The following is a 19,300-nucleotide window of genomic DNA, read 5'->3' on the forward strand; positions in this document are numbered from 1 at the left end:
AGAAGATATCAGACACACCCCATGGGGCAAAGAACTATACAAAATGCGTGGTGAGACCATTGAAAGGGTCTTTGCAGACGCTAAAGAAAAGCATGGGATGCGTTATACTAATTTGCGAGGCTTGAGGAAAGTCGGGCATTACCTCACGCTTCTTTTCGCATGCATAAATTTAAAAAAGCTGGCCCTGTGGAAGAAAAAACAAGGGATGCTTCCACCGGCAGTGCCTGTTTTTTCTTTGGTTTTATCTAAAATTCGTAAAATCTTCACTTTCAACCAAACACCGCTTCTAAGCCTTTCGGCCTAAAAGCGGTGTTTGTCTACAGTCTGAAGCAACGCCGTCAGGCGTTGCTTTTTACCGGTTATTCGGCATTTTGGGTGTACTATTGTCCCCAGAACAGGTTCAGACATAAAAATATTATCACTAACAATATTTGTCTTTAAATGCTTGTTCGTTTAAAACAAGCAAGCCCTTTGCCGACAGCTTAATCCGATCGCCAATTTGATAACGGCAATAATCCTGCGGGTCTTTTTCGGTTAGCTCCACCAGGATGTAATCGGGATTTATTTCTCTGACAATTCCATATTTAGGATAAGTGTCCTTGGGCCAGAGACGAACTCTGGTCCCGACTTTTAATTGACTCAACTTGCTCACCTGCTTGTTTCTGTTCGGTTCAATTTTATCGCAAAAAACAAAGTGGATCAACTTACCAGTCCATACTCATTCACCACCGTTTTTGATGCGTCATAAAATAAACTTAGCAGGTGGTGGTCGAAATGCCGAAGACAATAGGCTTAGCCCTGGGTGGGGGCTTTGTTTTGGGAGCAGCCCACGTAGGAGTGCTCAAGGTGTTGGAGGAAAACGGAATAAAACCCCATATGATCGCGGGGACCAGTGCAGGAAGCATTGTTGGGTCGTTATATGCCTACGGCTGGACAGTAGACCAATTGGATATCATGATCCGCAAACTAAAGCCCGGCATGTTTATCGATGAATTTGCTGCCATAGAAAACTTTTTTGTTATGACAATTAAACTAATCTTTGATGTTTTGCACCTTCCTTATCCCTTTCGTTCTCCCCTGGGGTTAATGAGGGGTGTTAAATTAGAACAATTTATAAAATCCAAGCTGGGTCAATATCAGTTTGAGAATGCCCCCCGCCAACTGGCCATTACCTCCGTTGACATCACCAACGGCAAGAAGGTCATTTTTCTCAGCCGACAGGACAGGTTGCGATTAAAAGCCAAAGGCGACCAGGTGTTTGTCAGCGGGGTACCGGTATGGCAGGCAGTCCGGGCCAGCACCGCTGTGCCGGGACTTTATGAGCCAAAGGAAATTAACGGCTACCTGCTGGTGGACGGCGGCCTGCGGGAAAATGTGCCGGCCCAGGTTCTCAAAGCATTGGGAGCAACCACTGTCATTGCCGTGGATTTGGGCAACGACGGCGAAGAACCGAAGGTGCCCCGCAATATCGCGCAAATGATGAGTCAGACCCTGGACATCATCCGCTCCGAAGCCATCGAATATGTACTGGACGACAACGCCGATGTCCGCATCCGCCCGTTGTTAAAGGGAGTCGGTTCCTGGGAATTTCATAAAATACCCTACATCATTGAGCAGGGAGAAAAGGCCGCCCGGGAACTGCTACCGGATATTCTAAGAGTTTGTGGAAGAAGATAGTATTTTCAACTCCTTACAACATCGGGGTCAGGCTTGACTTATTGACTTTTTTAAGAAAACCGGTCAAAAACCAGTAAACCCATATGGCACATTTGGTTGTGTCAGAAAGCCTGTAACACTATAATGTAGATAAACAGCTTGTGAAAAACATAAGGAGTCAAAAAGTTAAGCCAACCCCAATGGATGACTTTTCTATTGAAAAGAGGTGTTTAGCATGCCGGTGGACTACCATATCCACACCTTTCGGTGTGGACATGCCGTAGGAACAGTAGAAGAAGTTGTGGCGGCGGCCCGCAGGAAAGGCTTAAAAGAGTTCGGTTTTTCCGAACACCTGCCCATGTATTGGCTGCCGGAGGAAAAAAGAAACCCGGAACTGGCTATGCCCTGGTCCCACCTGGAAATTTATATCTCCGAAGTGAGACAAGCCCGGGTAGCCAACCCGGATTTATCCATAAAACTGGGAATCGAAGCAGATTACATCCCCGGCCATGAGGAGGAACTCAAGGGGATCCTCTCCTCATTGCCCCTGGATTATGTACTGGGCTCCGTCCATTTTCTTGGCGACTGGGCCTTCGACGATCCCGAGTGCATCGAAGAATATAAAAACCATGACATCCGTGACCTGTACTGCCGGTACTTCCAACACGTTCAACAGGCAGCAGCCTCCGGACTGTTTGATATTCTGTCCCACCCGGATCTGATTAAAAAGTTTGGTTTTAAGCCCGACGGCCCCTTAACAGACCTGTACCGGAAAACCGTCCGGGTCATGAAACAATACGATGTCTGCGCCGATGTCAACACCGCCGGCTGGCGCTATCCCTGCGCCGAACTGTATCCGTCCCCGGAATTTCTCAGGCTCTGCCTGGCACACGGTGTCCCCGTAACCCTCGGATCAGATGCACATAAACCGGAGCAAGTGGGAGAAGGACTCGACCGGGCGGTAGCCCTCCTCAAAGAAATCGGTTTTCGGCAAGTGGCTACATTTAAGCAGAGGAAACGGACAATGATCGATCTGTAAATAAATTCAAGTCAAGAACCGTCCCCGACTTGAATTGGAATTCAAGTCGGGGACGGTTCTTGACTTGAATTCGTGCAGCATAACCAAGTCCAAATAATGGATTTGGTTAATTTTTTTGCCAAAAATATCAAAAACAACCGCGGGGCAGAAGGAGTTTTTACCAATACAGCGAATAAAAGTGGTGTAAAGTGGTATTAAGTGGTGGGAAATACCCAAAAAGTGGAGCATGATATCATGTTTATGGGGGAATTCCAGCACAACATCGACTCAAAGGGTCGTCTCATAATACCTGCCCGCTTCCGTGAAGGTCTGGGTGACCGGTTCATTGTCACCAAGGGTTTGGACAACTGTCTTTTTGTTTACCCTCTCCAGGAATGGGCTGAGGTTGAACAAAAACTTAAGTCACTGCCCTTTGCCAGGGCAGATGCCCGGGCCTTTGTACGTTTTTTCTTTTCCGGAGCCACTGAATGTGAAGTAGACAAACAGGGGCGTATTTTGCTGCCCAATAACTTGCGAGAATATGCCAAACTGGACAAAGAAACCGTCATTGTAGGGGTCTCGACCCGGGTAGAAATCTGGTCCAAGGAAGAATGGGACCGTTACAATGCGCAGGCCGAAGCCTCCTTTGAGGAACTGGCGGAAAAGATCGTTGACCTGCTCTAACCTGAACATCAATGATCATAAATTGCATGATTTAAGGTATTAAAGAAATACTTTATTGTCAAAAATAAGTGCCAGGTAATAGACTGGCCTGAAGTGCCAATTTAATTTTTTGTCTCTGACATCGAAGCTCGAACTTCTTAACCTCGAAAGGGGAAACAATGGAATTTAAACATGTCTCGGTATTGTTAAAGGAGTCCATTGAAGGATTAAAAATCAACCCCCGGGGAATTTATGTTGACTGTACCCTAGGGGGCGCAGGACATAGTATTGAAATATTGCGTCATCTGGGACCGGAGGGACAACTGATAGGCATTGACCAGGATCCGGCAGCCATTGCCAATGCTGCGGAAAAGCTTCAGGGGTTCGCCGGTCAGTTTCGTGTGGTGCAAAGAAATTTTTCCCAATTAAAGCACGTTCTGGACGAACTGGCAATCCCTGCGATAGACGGGGCGTTGTTTGATCTTGGTGTTTCCTCCTACCAATTGGATACCCCCGAACGGGGGTTTAGCTACATGCATGATGCTGAATTGGATATGCGCATGGCGCCGGATCAACCCTTCAGTGCCAGGGATTTGGTCAATCAACTCTCCGAAGAGGAGTTAACGGATATCATTCGACGATATGGTGAAGAACGCTGGGCCAAACGAATTGCCTCCTTTATTGTAGCGGAAAGAAAAAGGCAGCCCATTACCACCACCGGGAAGCTGGTGGAAGTCATCAAGGCTGCCATTCCGGCCAACGCCCGGCGAGAGGGTCCCCATCCGGCCAAACGAACCTTCCAGGCTCTGCGTATTGCAGTGAATCATGAGCTGGACATTCTCAGTCAGGCCGTGCAAGATGCCGTGGAGGTATTAAAACCGGGCGGCAGGATCTGTGTTATTACCTTTCATTCGCTGGAAGACCGTATCATTAAAGATACCTTTAAGGAATTGGCCAACCCGTGCACATGCCCGCCGTCATTCCCGGTTTGTGCATGCGGCAGGCAGCCGCAAATCAAAATCATTACCGGTAAGCCCATTGAACCAAGCAGGGAAGAAGTGAAAAACAATCCCCGGGCGCGCAGCGCCAAGCTGAGGATAGCGGAGAAATTGATTTAACATCAATGACGATCCCCCGAGGCAGAATGGCCCCGTCTCCCAAACAGAAGGTTCTAAAACGGATGGTAGGTGCATAAGTTTGAATGTAGCACAGGAAAAATTTAGCTATATGCTGCCCGAAGAAAGGCAACAGCAAAATGTCAGGGCCAGAAGGCAATTATCCAAAAGGACCATACGCAAGGGCAAAATTCTGGTAACCGGCTGTATTCTTGCTTTATTCATCACCGGCCTCACCATTGCTTACTACTATGCCCAGGTGGCTGCGGTGGGTTACCAAATCAGCCAGCTGCAAAACGAGCTGGCGAATCTACAGGCCGAGCAAGAATACCTGGAGTCTCAAGCTAACCAGTTACTGTCTTTACAACGAATTGAGGCCATTGCCACCACCAAATTGGGTATGGTGAAACCGAATCCCAAGGAAGTGGTTCTGGTTGCCGCCTTACCTAAGAGTCCACAGGAAGGACAAAACAGCCCAACCAATCAACCGAAGCCTCAAGGGGCGCATGAACATACCGTTGGTGATAAGGATAACCATGAACAGAGGGAGAACGGGAAAAGTCCTATCATTGAGGCATTGATGGATCTGGTAAATCGTTGGGAGAAGAAACGTTAGGAAGCGGTGACCGCCAGGCCTGCAGGGAGGAATCAGGGTTGAAGACCACCAATATAGTTATCCGCAGGAGAATAACCGGTCTTTTCTTACTGGCCACCGCTTTTTTGTCATTAATTATTGTACGTCTGGCATGGGTCCAAATTGTGAAGGGGGATGAGTATCGCCAGAAAGGCATTATCAACCGGATGAGGGATGTACCGGTGGAGGCGAAACGCGGCAGCATTTTGGACCGTAACGGCAATGAGCTGGTCACCAGTGTCAGCGCCGACTCCGTTTATGCAATACCCAATCACATCAAAAACCCCGATGAAGTAGCAGCTCAAATTGCCCCCTTACTGGGAATGGATGTGACCAGGGTTAAAAGCATTATTACCAAGAAGTCACGTTTCGAATGGCTTAAAAGGAAAGTAGACTTTGAGACATCGCAAAAAATCAAAGCTTTAAAAATTGAAGGAATCGGCTTTGCGGAAGAGAGCAGGCGTTATTATAAGCAGGAAACCCTGGCTCCCCATATTCTGGGTTTTACCGGGACAGACAACCAGGGGCTGATGGGAATGGAAGCCGCCTTTGACGAAGAGCTGAAGGGAATACCCGGCAGAATTGTCATCGAACATGACGCCGCAGGACGGGAAATTCCCCAGGCTTTGCACCAGTACATCCCGCCAACCCAGGGAAATAACCTGGTGCTGACCCTGGACCAGACCATCCAGCATTTTGTGGAGCGGGAACTGGACAAGATTGTGGCAGCGCATCATCCTAAAATGGCGGTTATTATCGTGATGGACCCCAAGACCGGCGAGGTGCTGGCCATGGGCAACCGCCCGACCTTTAATCCCAACAAGTGGCGGGAAGCGCCCCAGCAGGTTTGGGATCGTAACCCCGCAATCTGGTATAATTACGAACCGGGTTCCACCTTTAAGATTATTACCGCTGCCGCGGCCCTGGAAGAAAATGTAGTGAAGCCAGGCGACCGCTTCTATGACCCCGGCTACTACCAGGTGGCCGATCGCAAAATTCGCTGCTGGAAAGCCGGCGGTCATGGCAGTCAGAGTTTTGAAGAAGTGGTACAAAATTCCTGCAACCCGGGATTCATCCAAATAGGTTTGAACCTGGGGAAGGAAAAGTTTTATAAATATATCCGGGCCTTTGGCTTTGGTCAACCCACCGGTATCGGTCTGCCCGGTGAAGCAAAGGGTATTATGATCCGGGAGAAAGATGCCACCAACCTTAACATCGCAACCATGTCCATTGGCCAGTCCATCGCTGTCACACCCATTCAGTTGTTAACGGCTGTTTGTGCCGTGGCCAACGGCGGCAAACTGATGAAACCGCAACTGGTCAAAAGAGTGGAAGACCAAAAGGGCAATGTGATCAAAGAGTATAAGCCGGAAATGGTACGGCAGGTGATTTCCGAGGAAACTGCCAAATTAACCAGTCAACTGCTGGAGAACGTTGTCTTTAAAGGGACCGGTAAAAATGCCTTTGTGGAGGGTTACCGGGCCGCAGGTAAAACCGGTACGGCCCAGGTGGTGGCAGAGCGGGGCGGTTATGCCAGCGGCAGATATGTAGCATCCTTTGCCGGTTTTGCACCGGTCAATGATCCCAAAATTGCCGTGCTGATTATGATTGCTGAACCCCAGGGGGGCGCCTATTACGGCGGCGTAGTGGCGGCTCCGGTTTTCTCCCCCCTGGCCCTGGATATACTGCGTTACCTGGGAGTACCGGAACAAAAGAACTTACCCAAACCCAAGACCAATCCCTGGGAAGTGGAAGAGGAGCGAATCGAGGTAGCGGTTCCCAACGTGGTGAACCTGCCGTTGGATGAAGCGCAGAAAGTCCTGCGGGAGGCCGGCCTGGCCTTTGAAACCAGAGGTCAGGGCAGGATGGTATATGGTCAGATACCGGAAAGCGGCGCTCTGGTATTATCGGGCACCACCGTTATTCTGGATCTCTCGGGTTCCGGAGGGGCCAAAAACAAACAGGGAGAACAGGTTTCGGTACCCGACTTGAAGGGAATGACCATCCGGGAGGCGGGGAACTTGCTGGAGAGCCTGGGGCTTACGTTAGAACCCACCGGTTCCGGGCTGGCGGTTACCCAGAGCCCCGCCGCCGGGCATAAATTACCCCGGGGCAGTACCGTAAAGGTGGAGTTTAAACCTCCGTCATCGGAAAATAAACCGTAAAAAATGGCCAGGGAAACCCTGGCCTCCCATTCAGGGGGGCCAGGGTTTTTAAAGCCGGCATCAAGCATAAATGAAGCACAATTGGAAAGAATAGGAAGTATAATGAGTTCGAGGGGGGTTCAAGGTGTTATTAAATCAGCTGCTGGAAGCCATTGACGTTATTTTCGTAAAGGGTCGTCAGGACATAAATATAGAAGGTATTTGCTATGATTCCCGCCAGGCGTTGCCGGGTACACTCTTTGTGGCCATCAAGGGTTATCAAACCGACGGGCACCGGTATATTGACAAGGCCGCAGCAGCCGGGGCTGTGGCAGTTGTATTGGAAAATGACGTGGCTGTGCCGGAGGGGTTGACGGTGATTAAGGTGGCCGATAGCAGGAAGGCCCTGGCTCTGCTGTCAAGCCAATTTTATGGTCATCCTTCTAAACAGTTAACCATGGTGGGGGTCACCGGCACCAACGGAAAAACCACCACCACACATTTGATGGCGGCCGTTTGGCGGCAAGCCGGCATAAAACCCGGCGTTATCGGTACCATTCATAATTTAATCGGAGAAAAAGTGCTGCCCGTTACCAATACCACCCCCGAATCTCTGGATTTGCAAAAACTGCTGGCCCGGATGGTTGAGGAAGGGGTGAAGGGCGTGGCCATGGAGGTTTCCTCCCACGCCCTGGCTTTAAATCGGGTTGCCGGTGTGGATTATGACCTGGCGGTGTTCACCAATATAACCCAGGATCACCTGGATTTTCACGGCACCATGGAAGAATACCTGGCCGCCAAGGCAAAACTTTTTGCTATGGACATCAGATATGCCGTAATTAATGCCGATGACCCCGCCGCGGAACACCTGGTCAAGGTAAGCCGGGGGAAGGTCTATACCTATGCCATTGACCGGGATGCGGATGTCAAGGCAAAAGATATTCAAGTAACGGCCAAAGGAGTCAGTTTTACCGCCAGCGGGCCCTGGGGAGAACACAAACTGGAGTTAAAATTAACCGGGCGTTTTAATGTTTATAATTCCCTGGCGGCCTATACCGCAGGAATGGCCCTGGGTTTTCAGGCACAAGACGTAAAAGCCGCCCTGGAAAGTGTCACCGGAGTTGCCGGGCGCTTTGAACTGGTGGATCAAGGCCAGGATTTTGCTGTAATTGTGGATTATGCCCATACGCCGGATGGGCTGGAGAATATATTAACCACCGCCAGGCAGATTACCGACGGCAGGTTAATCACCGTCTTTGGCTGCGGTGGCGACCGTGACCGCTCCAAGCGGCCCGTTATGGGAGAAATCGCCGCCAGGTACAGTGATTTGGCGGTGGTGACCTCTGACAACCCTCGTACGGAGGACCCAGCAAGAATTATTCAAGACGTGGTGGAGGGTGTCAGTAAGATCGCTGCCCCGGAAGGTTACCTGGTGATTCAGGACCGCCGGGAGGCCATCAACCGGGCCATTGATCTGGCACAAAAAGGCGATGTGGTGGTGATCGCCGGCAAGGGCCATGAGGATTACCAGATTATCGGCACTACCAAATATCCTTTTGATGACCGGTTGGTGGCTAAAGAAGCTTTGGCCCGCCGTCTCAACGTTCCCCGGGTCTGAAAAAGGAAGTGAAAAGTCAGAGGTAGGAAGTGATAGGTAAAGTATGCTACCCTATACGATAGATAAAATTGTCGAAGTTACCGGCGGTACCCTTCTGCAAGGGAATCCGGCGACCTCGATAAAAGGGCTCTGTACCGACAGCCGTAAAATAAAGAACGGTGAAATCTTTGTGGCCCTGCAAGGGCTGCAGGCAGACGGTCACGATTTTGTGGATAAAGCCCTGGAGCAGGGGGCAGCTGCCCTGCTGGTCTCTCAAAGGATTCATGCAGCGGCGGGAGTGCCGGTGGTGCTGGTGGAGGATACCCTGCAGGCGCTACAGCAACTGGCCGCTCATAACCGGGCCCGCCTGAACATCCCGGTGGTGGCGGTGACGGGCAGCAACGGTAAGACTACCACCAAGGATATGATTGCTTCGGTGTTGAATACCCGTTACAATACCCTCAAGACGGAGGGCAATTACAACAACGAGCTGGGGCTTCCCTTAACCCTGCTTCATTTAACTGAAGAACATCAAGCCGCCGTGGTGGAAATGGGTATGAGGGGTCCCGGGGAAATTGATTTTTTAGCGAGACTGGCCAAACCAACCGGGGCGGTCATTACCAACATCGGGGAAGCCCACCTGGAGCGCCTGGGGTCGGTGCAAAACATTGCCCGGGCCAAGACCGAGGTGTTGGAACATATCGGGGAAGAGGGCTTTGCCGTCCTAAACGGGGACAGTCCCTTTCTCAGGGAGCTGGCAGGCCGTTGTAAGGGTAAGGTTTGGCTGTACTCCCTGGAAGGACCGGGGGACATCCGGGGGTATGAGATCAGACCCGACGGCCACGGGGTCCGGTACCAAATCCTTTACCCCGGTGGTCAGGGTGAAATTCGTTTACCGGTGCCGGGCAGCCATAATGTTATGAACAGCATGGCTGCGGTGGGTGTTGGCCTGCGGCTGGGCTTAACCTTTGCTGAAATCGCCCGTGGACTGGAGCAAGTGGCCCTGACCCACATGAGGCTGGAAATGATAAATTGCCAGGGTATGACTATCATTAATGATACTTATAATGCCAATCCCTCATCTGCCAAAGCAGCCCTGAAAGTGCTGCAGGAAACTGCAACGGGTAGAAAAATTGCCGTTTTAGGAAACATGTTTGAACTGGGTGAACTGGAACAACCGGGGCACCGGGAGGTGGGAGAAGCGGCAGCCGGTTTGCAGGTGGATTACCTGGTAACCGTGGGCCATCTGGCCCAATGGATCGCTGAAGGAGGCTTAAAGGGCGGGTTATCCCCCGAGAGAGTCCGCCAATGCGAAAACAACCAACAGGCTATGGAAATTTTAAAAGAAATTTTACAAACCGGTGATACAATTTTGGTAAAAGGCTCCCGGGGCATGCGCATGGAGGAAATTGTAAAAGAACTGGTTAAAGACTGCCGACAGTGATGTTGAGAGATAAAGGGGAAATTTTTCTCACTTCCCACCTTTCACAAGGGAGGAGTAATAATGGATTATACAGCGGTTTGGCTGGCAGCGGGGATTAGTTTACTGGTTACCCTGGTGTTGGGTCCAATTACCATACCTCTTCTCAGAAGATTGAAATTTGGCCAAACCATCCGGGCCGAAGGACCGTCCGGGCATATGGCCAAATCAGGCACACCCACCATGGGCGGTATCATGTTTCTCATCGCTATTGCCGTTGCCGGTGCAGTATTATTAAGGAGCGGCATTCCGGGCCGGGCAGAGGGTTTGGTGGTTTTAGCCGTGACCCTGGGTTACGGTCTGATCGGTTTTTTAGATGATTTTATCAAGGTAGCGCTGAAAAGAAACCTAGGTTTAAAGGCCAGGGAAAAAATTTTGGGCCAGCTCATTTTTGCCGCCGTTCTGGCAGTGGTTGCCGTGTTCCAGCTGGGCAGGGGAACCGATTATCTGATTCCCTTTTCCGGCTTTTTCACCCCGGGAGGCATTGGATTTGATCCGGGGTGGTGGCCTTTTTTCGGTATCACTGTACTCGTGCTGCTGGGGACCAGCAACGGGGTTAATTTAACGGACGGCCTGGATGGCCTGGCTGCCGGCGCCACGGTATTTACCTCGGCGGCCTTTGTACTGCTGGCCCTGCTCAGCGGCAAAGTGGGTACTGCCATTGTTTTGGCGGCAGTTGCCGGCGGTTGTCTGGGCTTTCTGTTTTACAACCGACACCCGGCCAAGGTCTTTATGGGAGATACCGGTTCCCTGGCCCTGGGAGGCGCCCTGGGAGCCGCAGCGGTGGTAACCCGCAGCGAATTGCTGCTGGTTATTATTGGCGGACTGTATGTGCTGGAAACCCTTTCCGTCATCATTCAGGTCATATCTTTTAAAACCACCGGCAGGCGTGTCTTTCGCATGAGCCCGCTGCATCACCATTTCGAACTTTCCGGCTGGTCGGAAAGAAAGGTTGTTGCCTTCTTCTGGCTGCTGAGCTTCCTTTTTTCCGTCATCGGTTTATTGGGGATAAAAGGGCTGGGCTGAAGCTTTGGGGTATTCCTTTGGGGTCTGGCCATCGGCCGTCAGCCGTCAGCCTTGAAATTTTTAGGATTGGTAATGTATGAATTACTTTTAGTTGAAAAAAGGAGAGCGAAAAGTGGATTTGGCAGGAAAAAGAGTTTTGGTGGTGGGGGCCGGGGTCAGCGGCCAGGCAGTGTGCGAATTTTTACAGGCCAAACAGGCCAGGGTAACCCTCACGGATGCCAGAACCCGGGAACAAATGGGGCAGGTAGCGGATCAATTGTCACGGAGGGGAATTAACCTTATATTGGGGGCTTATCCTACGGTTAGCCAAGAATCCTATGACCTGCTGGTGGTCAGTCCCGGGGTTCCCCTGACGGTGGCCCCTGTGGCCCAGGCAGCGGCTTCCGGTGTCCCGGTCCTGGGCGAACTGGAACTGGCCTATCATTTTGCCAGGGCGCCCATCGTAGCCATTACCGGAACCAACGGCAAAACCACCACCACATCTTTAATTGGGCAGATGTTTCGGGAGGCCGGTTATAAAACCCTAGTGGCAGGCAATATCGGTTTGCCGCTGGTCAGTGAAATCGAAAATTATACCGCCGATGATATAGTGGTGGCCGAGGTCTCCAGTTTTCAGTTGGAAACCACCCGCCATTTCTCGCCCAAAGTGGCGGTAATCTTAAATATCACCCCGGACCACCTTGATCGCCACGGCTCCATGGAAGAATACATAAGGGCAAAAGCACAAATCTTTGCCCGGCAAAAACCCACTGATTGGGTCGTGTTAAATTATGATGACCCAAATACCAGGGAACTGGCAGGGGATTGTCCCTCCCGGGTCATATTTTTCAGCCGTCGGCATATCTTAGAAAGAGGAAGTTTTGTCCAGGACGGTAAAATTATGGTTGCAGACCAGTCGGGACCCAGGGAGATTACCGGTGTTGATTCCCTGCGGATCCCGGGCAGCCACAATTTAGAAAACGCCCTGGCTGCCGTTGCGGCGGGCCACGTCATGGGTCTGGCACCGGCTGACATTGCCCGTACCCTGGGTCGTTTCACCGGTGTTGCTCACCGCCTGGAATATGTTGCCACCCTGAACGGCGTGGATTATGTCAATGACTCCAAAGGCACCAACCCCGACGCAGCCATCAAAGCGCTGGATGCCTACGATGTTCCCATCGTGTTGATTGCCGGAGGAAAAAACAAAGGGGTTTCCTTTCAGGAGTTTGCCGAAAAAATTAAAGAAAAAGTAAGGGTCCTGATTACGGTGGGGATACACGGTTATCAAATTGAAGAGGCCGCCAGGGAACAGGGGTTTACCAACATTTTCCCGGCCCGGGACTACCCCCACGCCGTGCAGTTGGCCTACGAACAAGCCAGACCGGGGGAAGTTGTACTTCTTTCCCCTGCCTGCACCAGCTGGGACATGTTCAAAAACTTTGAAGAGCGTGGAGAGTTGTTTAAGAAGCTGGTGCTGGAACTGAAGGACAAGGCTTAAGGCTTAAGGGTATTTCTTACGGGTCTGGCCGTTGGCTGTTAGCTATTGGCTATTGGACGTTGGCTGTTGGTTGTTAGTTTTGCTCCCCCAAATAGGGCTTGACAATGATATTATTGGCCCCCAAAAGCCAAAATAACCCGTAAGTCTATCAACAGGACCCCAGAGAAATACCCGTAAGGCTAAAGGAGGTAGAAACCATGCGTTTAAAGAAGAGACCACCGGACTTTGTCTTGTTTTTGACGGTTCTCATGTTGTTAACCATTGGTCTGATTATGGTCTTTTCTTCCAGTGAATATGTAACCATGGTACGATACGGGGACAGTTTCTACTTCTTTAAAAGGCAGCTTCTCTGGGCGCTTTTCGGACTGGCAGCCATGTTCTTTATGATGAACTTTGATTATTACCGGTTAAAGCGCTGGATAGGGCCCATTGTTTTGACGGGGTTTATCCTCCTGATCGCAGTGCTGCTGCCGGGTGTCGGCCAGGTGGTAAACGGGGCGCGCCGTTGGATTAATCTGGGCTTTATGGCTTTCTCACCGGCGGAACTGGTAAAACTATGTATGATTATGTTTGTGGCCTTCGGTTTATCGAAAAAAGGAGAAAGGTTAAACTCCTTTACGGAGGGGCTGTTACCTTACCTGGTTGTGATGACGCTGGCCGCCGGACTGATTTTATTACAGCCTGACCTGGGGACAGCCATTGTATTGTGCGGTACGATATTTATCATGTTCTTTGCTGCCGGGGCCAGACTCTCCCACCTGGGAGGCCTGGCGGGCTTGGGTTTGCTGGCGGTGGGATTGGCCATTTACTTTGAACCCTACCGGATGAAACGATTTCTGGCCTTTCTGGACCCGGAGGCAGATCCTCAGGGGACCGGGTATCATATTATTCAATCCCTTTATGCTCTGGGCTCCGGCGGGTTATTCGGGGTAGGGCTGGGACAAAGCAAGCAAAAGTTTCTCTACCTGCCGGAAAATCACACGGACTTTATTTTCGCCATTACAGGAGAAGAACTTGGTTTTATCGGGGCCTCCCTGATCGTCTTGCTTTTTATTATATTTGTCTGGCGTGGTCTGAAAATTGCCGTCACGTCACCGGACCCCTTTGGCAGCCTGCTGGCGGCAGGCATCACCAGTGGTATCGCCCTGCAAGCCCTGATCAACATGGGGGTGGTAACCGGGTCCATGCCGGTTACCGGAGTTCCGCTGCCATTCATCAGCTATGGCGGCACCTCGCTGCTCTTTACCCTGATGGGAATCGGTATCGTTTTGAATATTTCCAAATACACCACACCACGATGAGGAAACAACTTAATATTTTAACTTTCGCACGTAGATAATATGTTAGGTACAGGCACCAGGTATCCCAAAGCGGGTTATCTGGCCTTTGGTCATTGGCTGTTGGCCATTGGCCTTTAGCTTTTGGGACCAAAGGCCAATGGCCAACAGCCAATAACTAAGAACAAAAGTGCTACCAAAGAGGTTAAAAATGAACTTCGAACCTCGAACAGAAAAGAGGTGAAGGTTGTGCGTGCCATCTTGACGGGCGGCGGTACCGGTGGTCACATTTACCCGGCCCTGGCCATTGCCAGAGGGCTGCAAAACCGTTTTCCCAATACAGAAATCCTATATGTAGGAACCAACCGTGGTCTTGAGGCGGATATCGTACCCAAGGCCCATTTCCCTTTCCGGGCCATTACGGTATCCGGCATGGAAAGAAAGATTTCTTTCACCAATTTCAAGGTACTGTGGCAGGCCTGGCAGGGCTACAGGGAGGCAGCCCGCATTGTCAAAACCTTTAAACCGGATGTTGTCATCGGCACCGGCGGCTATGTCTGCGGGCCGGTGGTAATGGCGGCGGCCAGGCGAGGGATACCCACTTTAATTCATGAACAAAATGCTTTGCCCGGTATCACCAACCGCATTCTGTCAAAGTTTGTGGACCAGGTTGCGGTTACCTTTGAGGACTCCCTTAAATATTTTCCCGGCAAGGCCAAAGTGACGCTTACCGGTCTGCCGGTGCGGCCGGAAATTATGCAGGCGAAACGAACCGATGCCCTGACTTCCCTGAATTTAAGCGGCGAAAAGCTGACCCTGCTGGTCTTTGGCGGCAGCAGGGGGGCCAGAAAAATAAACCAGGCCATGGCGGAGGTCATCAAAAAGTACGGCAACCATCCGAAAATACAAGTATTGCATGCCACCGGACAAGCGGGGTACCAGGAATTTCTTCATGAATTAACAAACAACGGTATTGATTTGGATAAATATGTCAATATTATCATTAAGCCCTATTTGTACAACATGCACGAAGCGCTGGCCGCTGCAGATCTGGTTATAAGCCGGGCCGGAGCAGCGACCCTGGCGGAACTGACCGTTTTAGGACTGCCCTCTGTTTTAATCCCTTATCCTTATGCCTCGGAGAATCACCAGGAATATAATGCCCGGGCACTGGCGGACCGGGGAGCGGCGGTACTGATTAAGGATGCCGAACTGACAGGCAGCAAACTGGTTGGAACAATAGAAGGAATTATAAACCAGCCCGACAGGTTGCAAAGCATGTCCCGGGCCAGTCAAAAATTGGGGCGGCCCGAGGCGCTTAATGATATTATAAGATGCGTGGAAAAGATTTTGCCGCGGCAATAACATGGTCAATGATTGCCGGGGCAGTCTTTTATTGGTACGGGACAGGACAAGCCCCGGGGAGAGGCTGGGCAGTAACACCTCCCGGCGAAGATGCATAGTATGGCTTACAGAAACGCTCTTTCGGGAAAGCAAAGGGTTGGCCGGTGGTGTAATCTTTACGCCGGTGTAAGAAAGTGCAGAAAGAAAGCTTTAACTCGGGGGGCAGTCTTGTTTCGGGAAGGAGTGATTTAAGTGCAGGGAAACCTGAAGAGAGTTCATTTTGTCGGCATCGGCGGCGCCGGTATGAGTGGCATTGCCACAGTTCTGCTGGGGATGGGCTACCGGGTGTCGGGTTCCGATATTAAAAGGTCGGCCGTCCTTGAACGGCTGAAGGCTTTGGGTGCCACATGCCACATCGGACATGAGGCCGGCAATATTACCCGGGATATTGATACAGTGGTCATTTCTACAGCCATTTCTCCCGACAACCCGGAAGTTCTGGAGGCCAGGCGACTGGGCATCCCGCTGGTGAAGAGGGGGGAAATGCTGGCCCGGCTGATGAGAGAAAAACGAGGTATAGCAGTGGCCGGGGCCCACGGTAAAACCACCACCACGTCCATGACAGCCCTGGTTCTGGAAGAGAACGGGCTGGATCCCACCATACTGATCGGAGGTGACTTAAGCAACATCGGTGGGAATGCCAAATTGGGCCGGGGAGAACTGCTGGTGGCCGAGGCTGATGAAAGCGATGGTTCGTTCCTATTGTTGGATCCCCAGGTGGCTGTGGTCACCAACATTGAGGACGATCACCTGGACTATTACGGGAGCCAGGAGAAGCTTGTGGAGGCTTTTCAGGCATTTCTCCGCAAAGTGCCGCAGGATGGAGTGGCGGTGATTTGCCTGGATGATCCCATCCTGAAAGAAATGAGAGAAGGTCTGCCCTGTCCGGTGATCACCTATGGATCGAGGGATTCCGGTGCGGACTATGTTTTGCATTCCTTTGCAACAAAGGATGGCATGAACTGCGGGGAAGTGTACTGTGGGGGTGAAAAGCTTGGTACGCTGGAACTGCGTGTTCCCGGCTATCATAATCTTTTAAACGCCTTGGCCGCCATAGCGGTGGGCCGCCATCTGGGCCTTGATTTTGCTCAAATAACCGGAGCTTTAAGGTTGTTTAAGGGGGCCAAAAGGCGTTATCAATTGGTCGGAGAAGCCAGAGGGGTTCGGGTGGTGGACGACTATGCCCACCACCCCACAGAAGTGAAGGCGACCCTGCAGGCAGCAAGATCGGCACACCCGGGAAGAATTATTGCCGTTTTTCAACCCCACAGGTATACCAGGACCCGTCAGCTTTACCGGGAATTCGGGCAATCCTTCGGTAAGGCGGATCTGGTCATTTTGACCGATATTTATGCCGCCAGTGAGCAACCCATTGAAGGGGTGCATACGAAGTTGATTATCGAAACCATTCCCAGGCGGGAAGGTCAACAGGTCATGTACCTGCCCAGTCTGGCAGAAGCGGCAGATTTCCTGGTGAAGGAAGCCAGGAGCGGGGATCTGGTTTTAACCATGGGCGCCGGTGATGTTTGGACACTGGGTGGGGAACTGTTAAAGAGACTGGAGGAAAAGTAAGCATGGGTTATACTTCACTGGCGGGTGAACTTCAGTCACTGATCAGGGGATCCGTACAGACCAATGAGCCAATGAAGAAGCATACGACCTGGCGCATCGGTGGCAATGCCGACCTTTTTGTGGATCCCGGTGACAAAGAAGATGTTCGTCGGGTGGTGGAGTTTGTCGAAAAAAATGACATCCCTCTGACGGTGATCGGAAACGGCTCGAACCTGCTGGTAAAGGACGGCGGCATCCGGGGGGTGGTTCTTAAGGTGGGGCGAGGACTGGCAGGAATTTCTGTGGAGGGTACCACCATCAAAGCCGGCGCCGGGACTATGCTGCCGGAACTGGCGGCAGCGGCCCGCAGGGCCGGGGTGGGCGGTTTCGAATTTGCCGCCGGCATTCCCGGCTCCCTGGGAGGAGCCATTGTGATGAATGCCGGGGCGGTGAACGGTTGTGTGGCGGATGTCCTGCACTCCATTGAGGTGTTAAACGAACATAACCGGTTTGTAACACTGAATAAAGAGGAACTGGGATTTGCCTACCGCACCAGTAATCTACAGGGCAAGCCCGTCATTTGCGTCTCCACCCTGTGGCAGGGTTACGTAAAGGATAGGGGTTTAATTGAACAGGAAACCCGGGATTATTTATTAAAAAGGAAAGCTGCCCAGCCCCAGGGGTATCCCAATGCAGGCAGTGTTTTTAAAAACCCCGCGGGAGATTATGCGGGAAGATTAATCGAAGCATGCGGGGGCAAGGGACTCAGGGTGGGGGATGCCCAGGTTTCAACCAAACATGCCAACTGGATCTTAAACCTTGGCAACGCCACTGCACGGGATGTTCTGACCTTGATAGAAAAAATAAGAAAAATGGTGCAGGACCGTTTCGGTGTAGACCTGCACCTGGAAGTGAGAGTGTTGGGAGAAGATTAGGCGGAGGTGGCAACATGGAGAAGTTCGTGATTGTAGGGGGCAACCGCCTAAAGGGAACCATCAAAGCAAACGGATCAAAAAATGCATCCTTACCGATTCTGGCGGCAACTTTACTAAGCGGCGGTGTATGCAAAATCCATCAAGTTCCCCGGTTAAAAGACGTGTTTGTTATGCAGGAACTTCTTAATTACCTGGGGGCCAAGACAACCTTTGAGGGCAATACCATGACAGTGGACTGTACCCATGTACAGCCCCAGGAGATTTCTGAGGACCTGATGAGAAAAATGAGGGCATCCAACCTCGTTTTAGGTCCACTGCTGGGTCGTTTCGGAAACGTCAAGATCTCCTACCCCGGGGGTTGCAACATCGGGTCTCGTCCCATGAACCTTCATTTCAAGGGTTTATCCGCCCTGGGGGCAAAAATCTCAGAAAAATTTGGTTATATTTCTGCTGAAGCCAGTCAGTTAACTGGCGCGGTCATTCATTTTGATGTTCCCAGCGTTGGGGCTACGGAAAATTTAATGATGGCCGGCGTCCTGGCTCAAGGTACTACGATCATAAGGAACGCAGCCAAAGAGCCGGAGATTGTGGATTTGCAGAATTTTCTCAACGCCATGGGCGCCAGGATTGTGGGTGCCGGTACAGATGTCATTCGCATTGAAGGGGTGAAAGAATTAGGTTCGGTTACCCACACTGTGATTCCGGATCGTATTGAAGCAGGAACCCATATGATTGCAGGAGCCATCACCCAGGGAGATGTTACGGTGGCCAATGTCATACCGGAGCACCTGGATCCCGTCATCTACAAACTAAGGGAAGTGGGTGTGGCGGTGGAAGTAGGTGACGACTGGGTGCGTGTTCAGGGTACCGGGCAACTGAAGGCTGCAGATATTAAAACCATGCCTTATCCGGGCTTTCCGACGGATATGCAGCCTCAGATGATGGCCCTGCTGACTGTTGCCGAAGGGACCAGCGTCATCACCGAGACCATTTTTGAAAATCGTTTTAAACATGTGCCGGAATTCCGCAGAATGGGAGCGGATATTTATCTGGAAGGACACACGGCGGTTGTCAAGGGAGTTAAGCGACTGACCGGCGCCTGTGTGGAGGCTAGCGATCTCCGGGCGGGGGCTGCCCTCATACTGGCGGCTCTGGCCGGGGAAGATGGTACGGTGCTGAGCAACATTGAACACATCGACAGAGGATATGAAAGAATTGAAAAGAAATACAATGCCTTGGGTGCACGTATTATAAGAGTCAACAGTTAGTGACTCTTTTTTTGGTTTTGCCTTGGACAAGTAATGTTTGTTTCAGTTATAATGT

The 19,300-nt window shown here is 51.3% G+C and carries 17 protein-coding genes; 16 read left to right on the top strand and 1 reads right to left on the bottom strand.

Translation table 11 applies throughout. From position 1 onward, the window contains the following. Positions 1–304, top strand: a 304-nt coding sequence (locus BUB67_RS12730) for a transposase (protein ID WP_200798172.1), incomplete at its 5' end; no start/stop codon positions are given. A gap of 117 nt (positions 305–421) precedes the next feature. Here the strand turns inward: BUB67_RS12730 and BUB67_RS12735 are convergent. After that, on the bottom strand, positions 422–643 hold the full coding sequence (locus BUB67_RS12735) for a hypothetical protein (RefSeq protein ID WP_073239840.1): 222 nt from the start codon (positions 641–643) through the stop codon (positions 422–424). A 131-nt stretch (positions 644–774) separates the two neighbouring features. On the opposite strand from BUB67_RS12735, the gene BUB67_RS12740 reads away from it, so the two are divergent. From BUB67_RS12740 to murA, 15 genes are all read left to right on the top strand, one after another. After that, entirely contained in the window at positions 775–1,677 is a 903-nt protein-coding gene (locus BUB67_RS12740) for a patatin-like phospholipase family protein (RefSeq protein ID WP_073239800.1), read from the top strand. Positions 1,678–1,891: 214 nt separating this feature from the next. Next, positions 1,892–2,695 carry a histidinol-phosphatase gene (locus tag BUB67_RS12745; protein WP_073239801.1) on the top strand — a complete coding sequence of 268 codons (804 nt, stop codon included), beginning with the start codon at positions 1,892–1,894 and terminating at the stop codon, positions 2,693–2,695. 234 nt (positions 2,696–2,929) lie between these two features. Beyond that, the gene (gene mraZ / locus BUB67_RS12750; RefSeq protein ID WP_073239841.1) at positions 2,930–3,358 is read left to right on the top strand and encodes a division/cell wall cluster transcriptional repressor MraZ; all 429 of its coding nucleotides are present in this window, start codon (positions 2,930–2,932) and stop codon (positions 3,356–3,358) included. A 158-nt stretch (positions 3,359–3,516) separates the two neighbouring features. Then, positions 3,517–4,455: a 16S rRNA (cytosine(1402)-N(4))-methyltransferase RsmH gene (rsmH, locus tag BUB67_RS12755; RefSeq protein ID WP_073239802.1), complete on the top strand. Its 939-nt coding sequence runs from the start codon at positions 3,517–3,519 to the stop codon at positions 4,453–4,455. Between the two features lie 79 nt (positions 4,456–4,534). After that, on the top strand, positions 4,535–5,068 hold the full coding sequence (locus BUB67_RS12760) for a cell division protein FtsL (RefSeq protein ID WP_073239803.1): 534 nt from the start codon (positions 4,535–4,537) through the stop codon (positions 5,066–5,068). 38 nt (positions 5,069–5,106) lie between these two features. Then, a complete protein-coding gene (locus BUB67_RS12765) occupies positions 5,107–7,251 on the top strand; it encodes a stage V sporulation protein D (RefSeq protein ID WP_073239804.1) in 2,145 nt (714 codons plus the stop codon). 124 nt (positions 7,252–7,375) lie between these two features. Beyond that, a complete protein-coding gene (locus BUB67_RS12770) occupies positions 7,376–8,848 on the top strand; it encodes a UDP-N-acetylmuramoyl-L-alanyl-D-glutamate--2,6-diaminopimelate ligase (protein ID WP_073239805.1) in 1,473 nt (490 codons plus the stop codon). Between the two features lie 43 nt (positions 8,849–8,891). Beyond that, positions 8,892–10,271: a UDP-N-acetylmuramoyl-tripeptide--D-alanyl-D-alanine ligase gene (locus BUB67_RS12775; protein ID WP_073239806.1), complete on the top strand. Its 1,380-nt coding sequence runs from the start codon at positions 8,892–8,894 to the stop codon at positions 10,269–10,271. A 60-nt stretch (positions 10,272–10,331) separates the two neighbouring features. Continuing rightward, positions 10,332–11,333 carry a phospho-N-acetylmuramoyl-pentapeptide-transferase gene (gene mraY, locus BUB67_RS12780; protein WP_073239807.1) on the top strand — a complete coding sequence of 334 codons (1,002 nt, stop codon included), beginning with the start codon at positions 10,332–10,334 and terminating at the stop codon, positions 11,331–11,333. A 112-nt stretch (positions 11,334–11,445) separates the two neighbouring features. Then, positions 11,446–12,810 (top strand): UDP-N-acetylmuramoyl-L-alanine--D-glutamate ligase, encoded by a 1,365-nt coding sequence (murD, locus tag BUB67_RS12785; RefSeq protein WP_200798173.1) that lies wholly within the window; start codon positions 11,446–11,448, stop codon positions 12,808–12,810. 197 nt (positions 12,811–13,007) lie between these two features. Beyond that, on the top strand, positions 13,008–14,111 hold the full coding sequence (gene spoVE / locus BUB67_RS12790; RefSeq protein ID WP_073239809.1) for a stage V sporulation protein E: 1,104 nt from the start codon (positions 13,008–13,010) through the stop codon (positions 14,109–14,111). Between the two features lie 225 nt (positions 14,112–14,336). Beyond that, a complete protein-coding gene (gene murG / locus BUB67_RS12795; protein WP_073239810.1) occupies positions 14,337–15,452 on the top strand; it encodes an undecaprenyldiphospho-muramoylpentapeptide beta-N-acetylglucosaminyltransferase in 1,116 nt (371 codons plus the stop codon). 231 nt (positions 15,453–15,683) lie between these two features. After that, positions 15,684–17,063, top strand: a complete 1,380-nt coding sequence (gene murC, locus BUB67_RS12800; protein ID WP_073239811.1) for a UDP-N-acetylmuramate--L-alanine ligase — start codon at positions 15,684–15,686, stop codon at positions 17,061–17,063. Positions 17,064–17,065: 2 nt separating this feature from the next. Beyond that, positions 17,066–17,977 carry a UDP-N-acetylmuramate dehydrogenase gene (gene murB, locus BUB67_RS12805; protein WP_073239812.1) on the top strand — a complete coding sequence of 304 codons (912 nt, stop codon included), beginning with the start codon at positions 17,066–17,068 and terminating at the stop codon, positions 17,975–17,977. A gap of 14 nt (positions 17,978–17,991) precedes the next feature. Then, positions 17,992–19,245 (top strand): UDP-N-acetylglucosamine 1-carboxyvinyltransferase, encoded by a 1,254-nt coding sequence (murA, locus tag BUB67_RS12810; RefSeq protein WP_073239813.1) that lies wholly within the window; start codon positions 17,992–17,994, stop codon positions 19,243–19,245. Positions 19,246–19,300: the final 55 nt, after the last annotated feature.

Source organism: Desulforamulus putei DSM 12395 (assembly GCF_900129195.1).
GTDB lineage: Bacteria > Bacillota > Desulfotomaculia > Desulfotomaculales > Desulfotomaculaceae > Desulfotomaculum > Desulfotomaculum putei.

Bases quoted from the DNA above. Each gene is read 5' to 3' on its own strand.
- BUB67_RS12740 (WP_073239800.1), top strand. From the start codon at position 775: ATGCCGAAGACAATAGGCTTAGCCCTGGGTGGGGGCTTTGTTTTGGGA.
- BUB67_RS12745 (WP_073239801.1), top strand. From the start codon at position 1,892: ATGCCGGTGGACTACCATATCCACACCTTTCGGTGTGGACATGCCGTA.
- mraZ (WP_073239841.1), top strand. From the start codon at position 2,930: ATGTTTATGGGGGAATTCCAGCACAACATCGACTCAAAGGGTCGTCTC.
- rsmH (WP_073239802.1), top strand. From the start codon at position 3,517: ATGGAATTTAAACATGTCTCGGTATTGTTAAAGGAGTCCATTGAAGGA.
- BUB67_RS12775 (WP_073239806.1), top strand. From the start codon at position 8,892: ATGCTACCCTATACGATAGATAAAATTGTCGAAGTTACCGGCGGTACC.
- mraY (WP_073239807.1), top strand. From the start codon at position 10,332: ATGGATTATACAGCGGTTTGGCTGGCAGCGGGGATTAGTTTACTGGTT.
- spoVE (WP_073239809.1), top strand. From the start codon at position 13,008: ATGCGTTTAAAGAAGAGACCACCGGACTTTGTCTTGTTTTTGACGGTT.
- murB (WP_073239812.1), top strand. From the start codon at position 17,066: ATGGGTTATACTTCACTGGCGGGTGAACTTCAGTCACTGATCAGGGGA.
- murA (WP_073239813.1), top strand. From the start codon at position 17,992: ATGGAGAAGTTCGTGATTGTAGGGGGCAACCGCCTAAAGGGAACCATC.